The sequence below is a fragment of the Enterobacter sp. ENT03 genome, assembly GCF_019218745.1.
Lineage (GTDB): Bacteria > Pseudomonadota > Gammaproteobacteria > Enterobacterales > Enterobacteriaceae > Enterobacter_D.
Genome location: NZ_JAHUXA010000001.1, coordinates 891759 through 907870 on the forward strand (window position 1 = coordinate 891759; position 16112 = coordinate 907870).

Annotated in this window: 17 protein-coding genes; 12 read left to right on the forward strand and 5 right to left on the reverse strand. The window is 55.4% G+C overall.

What is annotated here, in order from left to right:
* Positions 1 to 36 precede the first annotated feature (36 nt).
* The 4 genes from ybeD to lipA all read left to right on the forward strand — a co-directional run bounded on the left by ybeD (position 37) and on the right by lipA (position 3313).
* Positions 37 to 300 carry a DUF493 family protein YbeD gene (gene ybeD, locus KW828_RS04275; protein WP_072567737.1) on the forward strand — a complete coding sequence of 88 codons (264 nt, stop codon included), beginning with the start codon at positions 37 to 39 and terminating at the stop codon, positions 298 to 300.
* 85 nt (positions 301 to 385) lie between these two features.
* Positions 386 to 1027 (forward strand): lipoyl(octanoyl) transferase LipB, encoded by a 642-nt coding sequence (gene lipB, locus KW828_RS04280; RefSeq protein ID WP_218335154.1) that lies wholly within the window; start codon positions 386 to 388, stop codon positions 1025 to 1027.
* 155 nt (positions 1028 to 1182) lie between these two features.
* Positions 1183 to 2136, forward strand: coding sequence for a YbeF family transcriptional regulator (locus tag KW828_RS04285; protein WP_218335156.1), 954 nt, complete (start codon positions 1183 to 1185; stop codon positions 2134 to 2136).
* A gap of 211 nt (positions 2137 to 2347) precedes the next feature.
* Positions 2348 to 3313, forward strand: coding sequence for a lipoyl synthase (gene lipA, locus KW828_RS04290; RefSeq protein ID WP_218335159.1), 966 nt, complete (start codon positions 2348 to 2350; stop codon positions 3311 to 3313).
* A gap of 80 nt (positions 3314 to 3393) precedes the next feature.
* Here lipA and tatE read toward each other — a convergent pair whose 3' ends face one another.
* Together tatE and KW828_RS04300 are read right to left on the reverse strand one after the other, a co-directional pair.
* Positions 3394 to 3597 carry a twin-arginine translocase subunit TatE gene (gene tatE / locus KW828_RS04295; RefSeq protein ID WP_218335161.1) on the reverse strand — a complete coding sequence of 68 codons (204 nt, stop codon included), beginning with the start codon at positions 3595 to 3597 and terminating at the stop codon, positions 3394 to 3396.
* A gap of 126 nt (positions 3598 to 3723) precedes the next feature.
* Complete coding sequence (locus tag KW828_RS04300) at positions 3724 to 4512, reverse strand: deaminated glutathione amidase (protein ID WP_218335162.1); 789 nt, start codon at positions 4510 to 4512, stop codon at positions 3724 to 3726.
* A gap of 87 nt (positions 4513 to 4599) precedes the next feature.
* On the opposite strand from KW828_RS04300, the gene crcB reads away from it, so the two are divergent.
* Complete coding sequence (crcB, locus tag KW828_RS04305) at positions 4600 to 4983, forward strand: fluoride efflux transporter CrcB (protein WP_218335164.1); 384 nt, start codon at positions 4600 to 4602, stop codon at positions 4981 to 4983.
* Between the two features lie 67 nt (positions 4984 to 5050).
* On the opposite strand, the gene cspE is transcribed toward crcB, so the two are convergent.
* Positions 5051 to 5260 carry a transcription antiterminator/RNA stability regulator CspE gene (gene cspE, locus KW828_RS04310; protein ID WP_004100146.1) on the reverse strand — a complete coding sequence of 70 codons (210 nt, stop codon included), beginning with the start codon at positions 5258 to 5260 and terminating at the stop codon, positions 5051 to 5053.
* Between the two features lie 193 nt (positions 5261 to 5453).
* Positions 5454 to 5966 (reverse strand): lipid IV(A) palmitoyltransferase PagP, encoded by a 513-nt coding sequence (pagP, locus tag KW828_RS04315; protein WP_256349968.1) that lies wholly within the window; start codon positions 5964 to 5966, stop codon positions 5454 to 5456.
* Between the two features lie 702 nt (positions 5967 to 6668).
* Between pagP and dcuC the strand changes: the two genes are divergently transcribed.
* From dcuC to ptsP, 6 genes are all read left to right on the forward strand, one after another.
* Positions 6669 to 8039, forward strand: coding sequence for an anaerobic C4-dicarboxylate transporter DcuC (dcuC, locus tag KW828_RS04320; RefSeq protein WP_218335168.1), 1371 nt, complete (start codon positions 6669 to 6671; stop codon positions 8037 to 8039).
* Between the two features lie 219 nt (positions 8040 to 8258).
* Complete coding sequence (locus KW828_RS04325) at positions 8259 to 8582, forward strand: PTS fructose transporter subunit IIB (protein WP_218335170.1); 324 nt, start codon at positions 8259 to 8261, stop codon at positions 8580 to 8582.
* Positions 8583 to 8603: 21 nt separating this feature from the next.
* The gene (locus KW828_RS04330) at positions 8604 to 9851 is read left to right on the forward strand and encodes a PTS fructose transporter subunit IIC (protein WP_218335172.1); all 1248 of its coding nucleotides are present in this window, start codon (positions 8604 to 8606) and stop codon (positions 9849 to 9851) included.
* Between the two features lie 17 nt (positions 9852 to 9868).
* Positions 9869 to 10954 (forward strand): aminopeptidase, encoded by a 1086-nt coding sequence (gene ypdF, locus KW828_RS04335; protein ID WP_218335173.1) that lies wholly within the window; start codon positions 9869 to 9871, stop codon positions 10952 to 10954.
* Positions 10954 to 11982, forward strand: a complete 1029-nt coding sequence (ypdE, locus tag KW828_RS04340; RefSeq protein ID WP_218335175.1) for an aminopeptidase — start codon at positions 10954 to 10956, stop codon at positions 11980 to 11982. The genes ypdF and ypdE overlap by 1 nt, the downstream gene beginning before the upstream one ends.
* A gap of 21 nt (positions 11983 to 12003) precedes the next feature.
* Positions 12004 to 14499 carry a phosphoenolpyruvate--protein phosphotransferase gene (gene ptsP / locus KW828_RS04345; protein WP_218335177.1) on the forward strand — a complete coding sequence of 832 codons (2496 nt, stop codon included), beginning with the start codon at positions 12004 to 12006 and terminating at the stop codon, positions 14497 to 14499.
* A 2-nt stretch (positions 14500 to 14501) separates the two neighbouring features.
* Here the strand turns inward: ptsP and KW828_RS04350 are convergent, their stop codons facing one another.
* Positions 14502 to 15311 carry a helix-turn-helix transcriptional regulator gene (locus KW828_RS04350; RefSeq protein ID WP_218335179.1) on the reverse strand — a complete coding sequence of 270 codons (810 nt, stop codon included), beginning with the start codon at positions 15309 to 15311 and terminating at the stop codon, positions 14502 to 14504.
* Positions 15312 to 15537: 226 nt separating this feature from the next.
* On the opposite strand from KW828_RS04350, the gene rnk reads away from it, so the two are divergent.
* The gene (gene rnk / locus KW828_RS04355; RefSeq protein ID WP_218335181.1) at positions 15538 to 15948 is read left to right on the forward strand and encodes a nucleoside diphosphate kinase regulator; all 411 of its coding nucleotides are present in this window, start codon (positions 15538 to 15540) and stop codon (positions 15946 to 15948) included.
* Positions 15949 to 16112 lie beyond the last annotated feature (164 nt).

Here is a 16112-nt window from a genome sequence, read left to right on the forward strand (position 1 = left end):
GCGGGAGTTGTTCTTTTCTGTAACGCCGGAGCTGACATGAAAACCAAACTTAACGAACTGCTTGAATTCCCGACTCCCTTTACTTACAAAGTAATGGGTCAGGCGAAACCGGAGCTGGTTGATCAGGTGGTGGAAGTGGTACAGCGCCATGCGCCTGGTGACTACTCTCCGCAGGTAAAACCGAGCAGCAAAGGCAATTACCACTCGGTCTCTATCACTATCACTGCGACGCATATTGAGCAGGTTGAAACGCTGTACGAAGAGCTCGGCAATATCGACATCGTGCGTATGGTGCTGTAACTGATCGGCGTGTTACCTGACCTCTCAGGTAACACGTCATTGTGATATACTCCTGCCACTCTTCCCTCTCTCCGGAGATGCTGTTTTGCTTCAGGATACGATCCTTATCCGCCATCTGGGTTTACAACCTTACGAGCCAGTCTCCCTGGCAATGCATGACTTCACCGATACCCGCGACGACACTACGCCTGACGAAATCTGGCTGGTGGAACATCATCCCGTGTTTACGCAAGGCCAGGCCGGCAAAGCTGAGCACGTGTTAATGCCGGGCGATATTCCGGTGATCCAAAGCGATCGCGGTGGCCAGGTGACCTATCACGGGCCGGGCCAGCAGGTGATGTATGTGTTATTAAACCTCAAACGCCGCAAGCTGGGCGTCCGTGAGCTGGTGACCCTGCTTGAGCAAACGGTGGTAAACACGCTGGCGGAGTCGAATATCGAGGCTTATCCCCGCGCGGACGCGCCGGGTGTGTATGTGGGCGGGAAGAAAATCTGCTCGCTGGGGCTGCGCATTCGCAAAGGCTGCTCATTTCATGGACTGGCATTAAATATCGCGATGGATCTTGCCCCTTTCCAGCGTATTAATCCCTGCGGTTATGCGGGAATGGAAATGGCGCAATTAAGCCAGTGGGCTCCCGACGCCACTACCGATAATACTGGCCCGCGGCTGGTCGCTAATTTCCTAAATTTACTAAATAATCCCCCGCATCAACATATTAACGTCTAATATATTTTACAGGCTGACCATTTCATCTGGGGTCAGCATGTATATCAAAAGCGTAAGGCATTCATTTGTGGATGAGTGCCGGTCTAGCACGCTTATAATCATCATACTAATTGATCATATTATATTCATCCCATGAATAAGTTCGGAGTTTACGCGTGGATTATAATGACCCGTCGGAAAATCGAATAACAGAGCGTCCCGAGGACGAAAAACCGCAGATCTTCCGCACATTGCGCAATATAGATCTTAATTTATTGACCATTTTTGAGGCTGTATACGTTCATAAAGGGATAGTTAACGCCGCGAAAGTGCTTAACCTCACCCCTTCGGCCATCAGCCAGTCGATTCAGAAACTCCGCACTATCTTTCCTGATCCTCTGTTTATCCGTAAAGGCCAGGGGGTAACACCCACGGCCTATGCGACCCATTTACACGAATATATCAGCCTGGGCCTGGAGTCGATTCTGGGGGCGCTGGATCTCACCGGCAGCTATGATAAACAGCGCACTATTACGCTGGGTACCCCGCCCTCACTTGGCGCGCTGGTGATCCCGACGATTTATCAGGCCATTAAAGAACAGACGCCACATCTGCTGTTGCGCAATATTCCGATTAACGACGGTGAGAGCCAGCTTAGCCAGTTCCAGACCGATCTCATTATTGACACCCATCTGCCAAGCACCCGTGCTCTCAATCAGCATGTGCTCTATTCAGACCGGCTGGTATTGATGTGCCGTAAGGGTCATCCTTGCTTAAAACAGCCCATTACGGAAGCGGCGCTGCGCCAGTACGAACATACGATGCTGATGCTGGAAGGGCAGAATCTCAGCGTCCTGCGTCAGCGCGTACAGGAGCTGTTTCCGGAGCGTCAGGTCAGCTTCAGCAGTTACAATATGTTTACTATTGCCGCACTCATCGGCAACAGTGATCTGCTGGGCTTAATGCCATCCCGGTTGTTCACCTTATTCAGCGCCTGTTGGCCGTTGCAGGAGATCGATTTCCCAGCAATCAGCAACGAGTACATCGAAATTTCGCTCTATTACAACAAGTTGAGTATGCGGGACCCGGTGCTGGAGAATGTTATCAATGTCATATCCCGTTCATTCTGACGGGATAGTTATCCTCACCTCACAGCCCGGTGCCCCGGCAGCAATGGCACAATTCAACAACTATTTTACAATTTGCCGGGCCGTCAGGCTGCTTTATCACCCTTATCAATGGTATACTGCGGCGCAGCTAATTCAAAAATAGTTGATAAATACAACATTCCCTTGAATTGAAAAGTTTTCCTTCGTTATTCGCAACTGGAACACGCACGCTATGAGTAAACCCATTGTGATGGAACGCGGTGTTAAATACCGCGACGCCGATAAGATGGCTCTTATCCCGGTCAAAAACGTGGTAACAGAGCGTGAAGCCCTGTTAAGAAAACCGGAGTGGATGAAAATCAAACTCCCGGCAGACTCCACCCGTATCCAGGGTATCAAAGCGGCTATGCGCAAAAACGGCCTGCACTCTGTCTGCGAAGAGGCCTCGTGCCCGAACCTTGCGGAGTGTTTCAACCACGGCACCGCCACCTTTATGATCCTCGGCGCGATTTGTACCCGCCGTTGCCCGTTCTGTGACGTTGCTCATGGTCGTCCGGTCGCCCCTGATGCGAATGAACCCAATAAACTGGCGCAGACCATCGCTGACATGGCACTGCGTTATGTGGTGATCACCTCCGTGGATCGCGACGATCTGCGTGATGGCGGCGCACAGCACTTTGCCGACTGCATCAGCGCAATCCGCGAGAAAAACCCGACCATCAAAATTGAGACGCTGGTTCCCGATTTCCGTGGCCGTATGGATCGTGCGCTGGATATTTTGACCGCCACCCCGCCGGACGTGTTTAACCACAACCTGGAAAACGTGCCGCGTGTTTACCGTCAGGTTCGCCCTGGCGCAGACTACAACTGGTCGCTGAAGCTGCTGGAGCGTTTTAAAGAAGCGCACCCGGAGATCCCAACAAAATCCGGCCTGATGGTCGGGCTGGGTGAAACCAACGCTGAAATCATTGAAGTGATGCGCGATCTGCGTCGCCACGGCGTCACCATGCTGACGCTGGGCCAGTATCTCCAGCCAAGCCGCCATCACCTGCCAGTGCAGCGCTACGTCAGCCCGGATGAATTCGACGAGATGAAAGCCGAAGCGCTGGCGATGGGCTTTACCCATGCCGCCTGTGGCCCGTTTGTTCGCTCGTCCTACCACGCCGATATGCAGGCGAAAGGTCTGGAAGTGAAGTAAGCACGACATACTTGCTTACAGATGTGCATAAAAAAACCGGCCTGATAAGCCGGTTTTTTTGCAAGCCTGAGGCATTGCTATCACTCTTTGTGAGTGAGTTTCTCTGCGGTGATGTCACCGTCTACGGTTTTCTTCGCGCTGGCGTCATCATCGTTCATGGCTTTTTTGAAGCCTTTGATGGCTGCGCCCAGGTCACCGCCGAGCGTACGTAACTTTTTGGTACCAAACAGCAGCACAACCAGTGCGGCCACAACCAGCAGTTTGGTAATACTAATCTCACCCATAAATACCTTCTTTCATAAAACAGGCTGCGAAATGCGTCCTAAAACCTGACGTTATTAACGGTCATTTGACGCGCGCACACAATAGCAATCTGTAACAAGGTGAATCAAGTGTTGTTTAAAAAAACATCACATTAATTGCGGAGGCGCAAACCGTCGATTTTTTAGCACCGGCAGTTTTTCGCGTGTCTGCATTATACGCGCTGCCGTTAACTCCGCAAAAATCAACTGCGGCTCTTCTGCTGCGGCGGCCAGCGTCACCCCTTGCGGATCGATAATACGACTTTGCCCGATATTCCTGTTACCACACTCACCGGCGGCAACCAGATAGCAGGTGGTATCCAGCGCGCGGGCCGACAGCAGCGTTGCCCAGTGTTGCTCTTTCAGCGGGCCACGCACCCAGGCGGCGGGCAACACCAGCACATCGGCACCCTGTAATGCCAGCGTCAGTGCCAGCTCCGGGAAGCGCAAATCGTAGCAGGTCATCAGTCCGACATTCATGCCGTCAATTTCTATCAGCTGAGGGATGGCATTACCGGCATCCACCTGCGCCGACTCCTGCATGTTAAAGGCGTCATAGAGATGCAGTTTGGCGTAGTGAGCGATAATCTCGCCGTCGCGGATCACCACAAGCGTATTCACCGCCCTGCCTGACGTCGATGGTACATGAACCGTCAGCACGGTGGTCATGTTATTGCTGCGGCTTTCGCGCAGCAGACACGTCAAAAAGTTCCCCTCCAGCGGCTGTGCAGATTTCACCGACAGGGCAGGATCCTCATCGCTGCGCGCCAGCAAGGCCTCCGGCAGCACCAGTAATCGGGCTTGCTGCTCCGCGGCCTGTGCCATTAACTCAACACAGGTTTGCGCATTAGTTTCCCACTGTGGCGTCACCGCAAACTGCCCCGCTGCTACCCGCATAGCCTTTCCTCACATTTTTACGATAGTCATATCATTCTGACAGCATTACACTCATTCCCCTGACAAATCAAATAGCGGAAAAAGGCTGTGGGACAACTTCTTTTGGCGGTATTTATTGGCGGTGGAACCGGCAGCGTTCTGCGCTGGTTTCTGAGTCTGCGTCTGAATCCTGCCCACCAGATCATTCCCCTTGGTACGCTGACCGCGAACCTGATCGGCGCCTTTATAATTGGCGCAGGGCTGGCGTGGTTTAATCGTATGACGCATATCGACCCGCTGTGGAAGCTACTGATCACCACCGGCTTTTGCGGCGGGTTGACCACCTTTTCCACCTTTTCGGCAGAAGTGGTGTTCCTGTTGCAGGATGGTCGTTTTGGCTGGGCATTTTTGAATATGGCGCTGAACCTGTGTGGCTCTTTTGCTATGACCGCGCTGGCGTTCTGGATCTTTTCATCCGTTAACGCTCACTGAGCGTCTGACGACGGACGAAAAAAAACCCGCTTCTCAGCGGGTTTTTGAATTCTGTCTTATCGCTAACTTAGATAGGCATTACGTTAGCAGCAGAAGGGCCTTTGGCACCGTTAGTGATTTCAAACTCTACACGCTGACCTTCAGCGAGGGTTTTGAAACCATTGCTCTGGATTGCAGAGAAGTGTACGAACACATCTTTGCTGCCATCTTCCGGAGTAATGAAACCGAATCCTTTGGACTCATTAAACCACTTAACGTTACCTTTAATCTTAGACATCTAAATTACCTTTACATGAAAATACGACACAAATGCTGTGTCGGGTATCAGTACAACAATTGTCGTGGGTTTTGTCCAGTCGAGATTTGCGAAAAAGTGATAAATGTCGCGAACTTTTGCGCCCCTGCGGGGTTATCCCCTTTTGCATCACGCGCAAAGAATGCGCTTCTTTTTACTGGAGAAAATACCGCCGTTAAAACTGAAAACGCATCCAGGCGAAGTAGACATTGCCATTATTATAGGTCCCTGGAATGTATGTCATCTGAAACGTCGCCGGGCCATAACCCACCGACGCCAGCGGCAGAATAACCGGCACCGGGATGTACTTCCAGTTATCGCGCGCCGTAGCGCCTGCCGTAAAACCAAGTCCCATATGGAATTTATCATCAGCCAGCGGACGCCAGGTTTTCTCCCAGCCGTAGCCGCCGATGGGCTCCCATTTGTTATACGAATCTTTGAACGCCATCAGATAAAGACCATGCCAGTTACCCTGCTCATCCCAGCGGGACTGACCAAAACCCGCGCCCCACGGACGTTCATTATACCGATCGGTTTTTTCTTTATCGTAGGCAAAGCGCGCATGCCAGGTGATGGCCGGAACATATAAATCATAGTGCTCCGGTGCCTGCCAGGTCTGCCCAACGTTATCGCTAAAGGTATTGAGCCATGATTTTACGGAACTCCCCGCGGTCGCTGTCTGCGTCAATAAGAATAATACTAGCCAAACATATTTATTTAAAAAGGACACGTTCTCATTACCACTATTATGTATCAACGTTTATGGTGGCATAGATTATCTTAATGAAAGCTTAACAACATGAGGAAGGTCCGAATCAGAAAAGCCTGACAGCCATTTGTTATCAGAATGTACTTACTATAGAAACACATTCCGGCATAGCGAGTATTCAGGCCATATAAATTTATCCTGGTGCGCGGTGAAATAAGAAAGCGATTTTCCGTCGCTGCGCTGCGGGCTACCACTCTGCGCCTTTCCACCTCGCGTCCAGTACCTCCCGACGTGTGAAAATGTCTGACCTGGCGATGCTAATTATCACGTCATTATCATTACATTTTATGAACCTACCAAAATCCCACCCGAATATATTCCCTCCGTTTTACGGCCAACCTCGAAAATAAATAACAGCACCTTCCAAAACAAGGGAAAATAAGCAGAAGCCTGTATCTCCTCTTACCAGAATTTTCGTTAACTACATTTGCTTATGCGGATCCGTAGCACCTGTTCTCGATCAGTGAAACGGGGAAAGGTAAAAGAAGCCATTTTACTCATCAGTTTATTGATTTTAATCAGCAACTTTTGCCCATTAATTCGGCACATTGCGTCTTTGTTTTTCCACTCACTTATTTTTCACAGAATGCTTTTGCCGCGTTCTGTCTCTCCGGGGATACCATGTTTACGTTTATTGAACTGCTGATCGGGATTGTGGTGATAGTCGGCGTGGCGCGCTACATCATTAAGGGCTATTCCGCGACGGGCGTGCTGTTTGTCGGCGGCCTGACGCTGCTGATCATTAGCGCCCTGATGGGCCATAAGGTTCTGCCTGCCAGTGCCACCAGCACGGGCTATAACGCCACTGACATTGTCGAATACATTAAAATCCTGTTGATGAGCCGTGGCGGCGACCTCGGTATGATGATCATGATGCTGTGCGGTTTCGCGGCTTATATGACGCATATTGGCGCCAACGATATGGTGGTCAAGCTGGCATCCAAACCGCTGCGCTATATCAACTCTCCCTACGTACTGATGATTGCCGCTTATTTTGTGGCCTGCCTGATGTCGCTGGCCGTCTCTTCCGCCACCGGTCTTGGCGTACTGCTGATGGCGACGCTGTTCCCGGTGATGGTCAACGTGGGTATCAGTCGTGGCGCAGCGGCGGCAATCTGCGCCTCACCGGCGGCCATTATTCTCTCCCCCACCTCCGGCGATGTGGTGCTGGCAGCGAAAGCCGCAGAAATGCCGCTGATTGATTTTGCGTTTAAGACCACATTGCCTATTTCTATTGCCGCCATTATCTGCATGGCGATCGCGCACTTTTTCTGGCAGCGTTACCTGGATAAAAAAGAGAACATCACCGCGGAAATGCTGGATGTGAACGACATTGTCACCACCGCACCGTCGTTCTACGCCATCCTGCCGTTTACGCCGATTGTCGGCGTGCTGATTTTTGACGGTAAATGGGGCCCGGAACTGCACATCATCACCATCCTTGTGATCTGTATGTTGCTGTCCGCCATTCTGGAATTCCTGCGCGGCTTTAATACGCAAAAAGTCTTTTCCGGTCTTGAAGTGGCATACCGCGGCATGGCCGACGCCTTTGCTGGCGTGGTGATCCTGCTGGTTGCCGCAGGCGTTTTCGCTCAGGGCCTGAGCACTATTGGCTTCATCCAGAGCCTGATTTCCATTGCCACCTCGTTCGGTTCCGCGAGCATTATTTTGATGCTGGTGCTGGTGATCCTCACCATGCTGGCCGCCATGACCACCGGTTCCGGTAACGCACCTTTCTATGCCTTTGTGGAGATGATCCCCAAACTGGCTCATGAAGCGGGCATTAACCCGGCCTACCTGTCTATTCCGATGCTGCAGGCCTCAAACCTTGGCCGCACCATTTCACCGGTTTCCGGCGTCGTGGTTGCCGTTGCCGGGATGGCAAAAATCTCGCCGTTCGAAGTGGTAAAACGCACCTCTGTGCCGGTACTGGTTGGCCTGATTGTGGTGATCGTCGCCACGGAAATTCTCGTGCCCGGCATCGCTGGTTAATCTTTCGTATCTTCACGGCGCAGCGTGACCACTACCCTGCGCCATCACCTCCCCCTTTTCCTGTTAACGCCTCCTGTCTCTGACAAATCCCTGTTCGCGATGCTCGTCACACTTCGCCCTCTGCGCATCAAAAATCCAGTCAATGCATTATTTATCCGGTAACCCGCCTGCAAAACCACCACCATAATCCCTTTCAGTCCTTCACTAACGGAGTTCATCATGACCAAAAAACTCATCGCGCTGTGCGCCTGCCCTATGGGGCTTGCCCATACTTTTATGGCGGCCCAGGCGCTGGAAGACGCCGCGAAAGCCGCAGGTTACGACGTCAAAATCGAAACCCAGGGGGCGGACGGCATTCAGAATCGCCTCACCGCCCAGGACATTGCCGAGGCGACCATCATCATTCATGCCATCGCCATCACACCGGAAGATAACGAACGTTTTGAATCCCGCGATGTGTACGAAATCACGCTCCAGGACGCCATCAAAAATGCCGCCGGAACGCTGAAAGAAATCGAAGACATGATCGCCGCAGAACAATAATCCCTCTCTAAGGATCAGCCCATGGCCATTAAAAAACGCAGCGCGACCGTGGTCGCCAGCCCTTCCGGGGCGGCAACCGTGGCGAACAACACTGTGGCCACCCGTCGTCGCTTTTGGGGTGAGTTACCGCAACATATTATGTCCGGCATTTCACGCATGGTGCCAACGCTCATTATGGGCGGCGTTATCCTCGCGTTTTCACAACTTATCGCTTACAGCTGGCTGGATATTCCCGCCGATACCGGCATCATGGATGCCCTGAATTCCGGGCAGTTCACCGGCTTTAATCTTTCGCTGCTGAAATTTGCGTGGCTGGCGCAGTCCTTTGGCGGCGTGCTGTTTGGCTTTGCGATCCCGATGTTCGCCGCCTTTGTGGCCAACTCCATCGGCGGCAAACTGGCGTTTCCGGCAGGGTTTATCGGTGGGCTGATGTCCACCCAGCCCACGCAGCTGCTCAGCTTTGATCCGACGGCGTTGCAGTGGGTGACCACCGCGCCGGTGCCGTCGACCTTTATCGGTGCGCTGATTATCTCCATTGCCGCGGGCTATCTGGTGAAGTGGATGAACCAGACCTTTCGTATGCCGGATTATCTGCTGGCGTTTAAAACCACCTTTCTGCTGCCCATCCTGTCGGCGATCTTCGTCATGCTGGCGATGTATTACGTGATCACGCCGTTTGGCGGCTGGATCAACGGCGGCATCCGCACCCTGCTGACCGCCGCCGGGGAAAAAGGCGTGCTGATGTATGCCATCGGCATTTCCGCCGCGACGGCCATCGATCTCGGCGGGCCGATCAATAAAGCCGCCGGATTTGTCGCTTTCAGCTTTACCACCGATCATGTTTTGCCGGTGACCGCCCGCTCCATCGCCATTGTCATTCCGTCGATTGGCCTCGGCCTTGCCACGCTGCTTGACCGCCGTCTGACCGGTAAACGCCTGTTCAGCGCCCAGCTTTATCCGCAGGGCAAAACCGCGATGTTCCTGGCGTTTATGGGTATCAGCGAAGGCGCGATCCCCTTTGCGCTGGAAAGCCCGCTCACCGCCATTCCGTCCTATATGATCGGCGCCATCGTCGGCTCCACTACCGCTGTGTGGCTTGGCGCGGTGCAGTGGTTCCCCGAATCGGCGATCTGGGCCTGGCCGCTGGTGACCAATCTGGGCGTCTATATGTTCGGTATCTTGCTGGGCGCGGTGATCACCGCCCTGCTGGTGATCGTCTCGCGTAATATGCTGTATCGCCGCGGAAAACTGCTGATCGACAGTCTGTAACCATAAGGATGACCACCATGACACTGCTTGATCGCCTGCGGAACTGGCTGGCGGAAAATGCGCTGGATGCGGTACTGATCGCCTCCCGGCAAAATAAGCTGCCGCATCTGGGTATTGCGACCGGCTCAGGCTATGTGCTGATCACCCGTCAACAGGCGCATATTCTGGTGGATTTTCGCTACTTTGCCGACATCGCTAACCGGGTGAAGGGCTACCAGCTGCATCTGCTGGATGCCACGCAAAGCATGCCGCTACAGGTTAACCGTCTGCTGGCGGCGGAAAACCTCACCACCCTTGGTTTTGAAGGCGAGCACGTCAGTTGGCAGACCGGTAATCAGTGGCGCGAGGGGTTCAATGCCAGGCTGGTCAGCGTGTCCCTCGATCCATTACGGCAGATAAAAACCGCGCCGGAAATCGCGCTGATCCGCGAAGCCTGCCGCATTGCGGATGCCAGCGCCGCCCACATTCGCCGCTTTATCGCGCCCGGTATGCGCGAACGGGAGGTGGCTGCGGAGCTGGAGTGGTATATGAGACAACAGGGTGCAGAAAAGCCTTCGTTTGACACCATCGTGGCCAGCGGCGCACGCGGCGCGCTGCCGCACGGTAAAGCCTCGGAAAAAGTTATTGTCGCAGGGGAGTTCGTCACCCTCGATTTCGGCTGCCAGTACCAGGGATACTGTTCGGATATGACGAGGACCTTCCTTGTCGCCGGACGCGCTACGCCGGCGGACCAGACGCCGCTTTACGACATCTATCAGACTGTCTTACGCGCGCAGCGGGCGGCCATTAGCGCCATCCGCCCCGGCGTACTGTGCCGGGAGGTGGATGCCGCCGCGCGGCGGGTCATCGCTGATGCAGGTTTTGGCGATAACTTCGGGCATAACACCGGGCACGCCGTCGGCATCGATGTTCATGAAAATCCGCGCTTCGCCCCTGGTGACGCCACGCCCTTGCAGCCGGGCATGGTGCTGACCGTCGAACCGGGCATTTACCTGCCGGGTGAAGGCGGCGTGCGCATCGAAGATATGGTGCTGGTCACCGACAGCGGGAATGACGTGTTGTATCGCCAGCCAACGGCGCTGCAACTGACGGGAGAATGCTGATGGATGTGGCGTTACTGAAAGCACTGAGTGAAGCTGATGCCATTGCCGCCGCCGAGCAGGAAGTACGCGCGATTATCCTTCACGAAGCGGAAAAGCACGGCAAGACAGTCCAGTTTGACGGGCTGGGTTCGGTGCTGATCCGGCTGAATAAAAGCGACGGACCTAAAGTCATGATCTACGCTCACATGGATGAAGTGGGCTTTATGGTACGCAGCATCAGCCGGGAAGGCGCCATCGCCGTATTGCCCATCGGCAACGTGCGCCTGAACGCGCGTACCCTTCAGCCGGTACGTATCACCACGCGCGACGGACAAAAAATTCACGGCCTGCTGGACGGTGACGCGCAGGGTGAGAATCTGCGCGTTGACATGGGCGCGAGCAGCCAGCAGGAGGCGATCGACGCAGGCATTGCCCCCGGCGATCGCGTCACCTTTGACAGCACATTTCAGCTGCTGCCAAACCGCCGCGTGATGGGCAAAGCGTTTGACGATCGTCTCGGCTGCTGGCTGTTGCTGTCGCTGTTAAGCGAGCTGCACGACAGGCCGCTGCCCTGTGAAGTCTGGCTGGTCGCCAGTTCCAGCGAAGAAGTTGGCCTGCGCGGCGGGCAGACCTCGGCGCGGGCCGTGCAGCCGGATGTGGCGATTGTGCTCGATACCGCCTGCTGGGGGAGTAATTTTGATTTCAGCAGTGCCAATAACCGGCAGATCGGCAAAGGGCCAATGCTGGTGCTTTACGATAAATCTATGATCGCGCCGCCAAAACTCGCAGCCCAGGTGCTGGAGGTAGCGCGCGAGCATGGCATTGCGCTGCAAAAGGATATGTTCAGTAACGGCGGCACCGATGGCGGCGCGGTACATCTCGCAGGCACCGGTGTACCGACCATTGTACTGGGGCCGCCCACCCGCCACGGCCACTGCGCGGCCTCAATTGCCGATCTGGCCGATCTTCAGGAAACCCATCGCCTGCTGGTCGCGCTGATCAACACCTTTACCGCTGCGGCGGTCAGCGACCTGACGGATTTCAGGTAAGGTTATTTCAGGGAGTCATCTATGTTAACCATCCCTTTTTACTGCCCATTGCCTAACGGTCTGCATGCGCGTCCCGCCTGGGCGCTGAAAGAGCAGTGCGCCGCCTGGCACAGTGATATTCGCTTTATCAATCTGCGGCTTAATACCCAGGCCGATGCCAAAAGTTCACTGGCGCTGGTGAGCACCGGCACGCTGTTTAACGACAGCTGCCAGCTGGAAATTAACGGCAGCGATGAAGACGCGGCTCGTCGTGTGCTGGAACACTATCTTGAACACCAGTTTATTGACAGCGACAGCCTGCCGCCGCCGGAGGCCGCTCCCACCGCCTCGCCGTTGCCCCGCTCGCTGGCACGCCTCAATCCCACGCTCCTTCACGCCACCGTACTGGCGGGCGGCATCGGCACAGGCCGCCTGACAATCTGGCAGCACGATAATCTGGATCGGTATCGACAGCTACCCGCCCGCGCGGAAGATAACGCGCGGCTGGAGCACAGTCTGGCGGCGCTGGCGGAACAGCTCAACGGGCAGTTACAGACGCTGGATGGCGAGAGCAAAACCATCCTCAGCGCCCATCTGTCGCTGATCCAGGATAGCGAATTCAGCGGTAATATCCGCCGCCTGATAAGTGAGCAGCGTCAGGGACTGGCGCAGGCGATCATCAGCAATATGGAGCAGGTATGCGCCAAACTGGCGGCGTCTGCCAGTGACTATCTGCGCGAGCGGGTCAGCGATATTCGCGACATCAGCGAACAGTTGCTGCATATCACCTGGCCGGAGGTACGGCAGGGCAACAGCCTGACGCTAAACCAGCCGACGATTCTGGTCGCGGAGGATGTCACCCCCAGCCAGTTCCTCGGCCTCAATTTGCGCTACTTAACCGGGATGGTGCTGGAAAAAACCGGCCGCACCTCGCACACGCTGATCCTCGCCCGTGCGCATGCCATTCCGGTATTAAGCGGCCTGCCACCCGCCTCCCTCAGCCAGCATGAGGGCGCAGCCTGTACCCTCGACGGCGAGTGCGGCGTACTGGTGATAAACCCGGACGAGGCGGTGAACGGCTATTATGCACTGGCGCAAAAGCTGGCGTTAAAGCGCCACCAGCAGCAAATTAATGATGCCGGGCTGCCGGCGATCACGCGCGACGGTCACGCTATTGATATTGCCGCTAATATTGGCAGCGCGCTGGAGGCACCCGCCGCCTTTGCCAGTGGGGCGCAGGGCGTCGGCCTGTTCAGAACGGAAATGCTGTTTATGGATCGCGACAGCGCCCCGGACGAGCAAGAGCAGTTCGAAGCTTATCAGCAGGTGCTGGTCAGCGCGGGCGAGCAGCCGGTAATTTTCCGCACCATGGACATCGGCGGCGATAAGCCTATCCCTTACCTTTCGATCCCCCACGAGGAAAATCCGTTCCTCGGCTATCGCGCAGTGCGCATTTATGCCGAGTTTGCCGATCTGTTTCGCACGCAGCTACGCGCTATTCTGCGCGCCAGCGCCTTCGGCAATGCCCAGCTGATGATCCCGATGGTGCACAGCCTCGATCAGATCCTGTGGGTAAAAAACCTGCTCGCTACCGTGCGCGCCGCACTGAAAGCGGAGGGGCTGCGCATGGCCCCCACTCTGCCGCTGGGCATCATGGTTGAAGTGCCGTCGGTCTGTTTTATCATCGATCACTTTTGCGAGGAGGTGGATTTCTTCAGCATCGGCTCGAACGACATGACGCAGTATCTGTACGCGGTGGATCGCAATAATCCGCGTGTCTCAGCGTTATATAACCCGATCACGCCGTCGTTTTTACGCATGCTACGCCAGATTGTCACCACCGCCCACCGTCACCATAAACGGGTCGGTATTTGTGGCGAGCTGGGCGGTGAAAGCCGTTATCTGCCGCTGCTGTTGGGGCTGGAGCTGGATGAACTCAGTATGAGCGGGCCGCGTATCGCACCGGTGAAAGCGCTGGTGCGCCAGCTGGATCAGGCAGCCTGTCGTGAGCTGGCAAACCGTGCCTGCGAGTGCCGCAGCGCCGACGAAATAGAACAGGCGTTAAATAATGTGCTGGTCCATGAAGCACCGCGCCCGCTGCTGGCGCTGGAAACCATTTGTTACGGCGAACCGCTCACCTCCCGCGAACAGGTGATCCAATATTTGTGCGGCAATCTGGCGCTGCACGGGCGTACCGATGCGCCGCAGGCGCTGGAGGAGGATGTCTGGCAACGGGAAGATATTGTCTCTACCGCCATCGGCTTTGGCGTGGCGATCCCGCATACCAAATCCCCCTGGGTACGTCACTCGAGCGTCAGTATTGCCCGTCTGCCGCAGCCCATCACCTGGGGCGCGGATGGGGGCGAGGTAGAGATAGTGATTATGCTGACTCTCGGCGAGAGCGAAGGTATCAGTCACGTGAAGGTGTTCTCGCAGCTGGCCCGCAAACTGATGAATACCGCGTTTCGCGAGGCGCTGTTTGCCGCTGAGGACGCGCCAGCCATTCTGACGCTATTGCAGGCGGAGCTGGAACTGTAACCTTACTGGAAACGCGTCCGGTATTCGCCCGGCGTCAGCCCAAACTGACGCCGGAACACGCGACAGAAATAATCGCTGTCGCGAAATCCGCAGCGCCCCGCCACTTCGCTTATCGGCAGGTGGTATTTCTGCAACATCATCCGCGCTTTCGCCATGCGTACCCGGCGTACATAGTCCACAAAACTCATGGTGCCCTGTTGCGAAAACAGCCGCGACAGATGATTCGGCGTAATGTTAAACAGCGCGGCGACGCTCTCGCGCGTCAGCGGTGAGGCGTAGTGATCTTCGATCCAGTTGCACAGGCTTTGATAGAGAAAATCCGCCCGTGGCACGGTGTGACCCGGCAGGCTGTTGACCACCTTCCGGCACAAATGCAGCAGGCTAAACACCAGCGGCTGGATGATCGCCTGATCCTGCGGCGTACGGGCAAGGTGCGTCAGCGCCATCAGCATCGCCTCCCCTTCGCCGCGCTGCGGATGGGGTAATTTGAGGTTGCGCAGCGGCTGCCGCCCTCGGCTGTCGTGAAAGGTCAGCCCAAGCCACGCCGGAGCAAATAACAGGCTTAATACCATCGCCGGTTTTTCGCCCGGCGGGCTGATGGCGGCCCGCGCCGGGATAAAGCGCATTTCGCCTTCACTTAGCGCGCCGTATTCGCCGCGCAGCACGATCTCCAGTTGTGGCCATTCCGGGACGTTGCCGCCGGGTGCCGCGTCAGCAAACCAGACGCGGCCCAGCCGCTGAGGGTTAAGTACCAGACCACTAAGCAGGTCGGCAAAGAACTGCTGATCGGCGGGTAAGGGATTCGCTGACATGGGCACTCCGCTAAAAATCCGTCTGTTATCTTAGCGAATGCGGCGTGGCAGGAAGGCGATGATGCTCAAAAAACCGGGGCGGAAAAACGCGGGTGTGAGCTATATCACTTCAATGATCGGGCAAGAATGAGTATCATCGGATGTGCTAAACCCTCGCCGTCTGACGGTGAGGGTTTTTCTTTGGATTAATTCGGTGAATATCACCGGGAACGACATGGAGTAAGAAATGTCCAGACCTGCCATTATCATTAATGAAATTGACGCCGAGCGCATTGATCGGCTGCTGGAGCAGGCGCCTTATGCCGGGCTGCCCGTTGCCAGCGCGCTGACTGCGGAACTGGATCGCGCGCAGATGTGCGCCCCGGAAGCGATGCCGGCCAATGTAGTCACCATGAACAGTGAAGTGAAGTTTCGCGATCTCACCACCGGTGAAACCCGCGTACGTACGCTGGTTTACCCGTCGCAAATGACCGACAGCGCGCAGCAGTTATCCGTGCTCGCCCCGGTGGGTGCCGCATTGCTGGGCCTGCGCGCCGGTGACAGCATCCAGTGGGAATTGCCCGGCGGCGCGTCCACCCACCTTGAAGTGATTGAGATCCTCTGGCAGCCTGAAGCGGCCGGTGAATTCAATCGCTAACTCTTCTGATTAAGCCCCGCGCTTTGTCTTGCAGAGGATGCCTGTGCATCCTCTTTCCGGCTTCTCTTCCTTCGTCACACTCCCCTCCTGGTTACGCCTGACTTTTACAGGATGCATGACAAACCTTACAAAAACTGTGGGTGAGTTATGGTTGAATAGGCGCA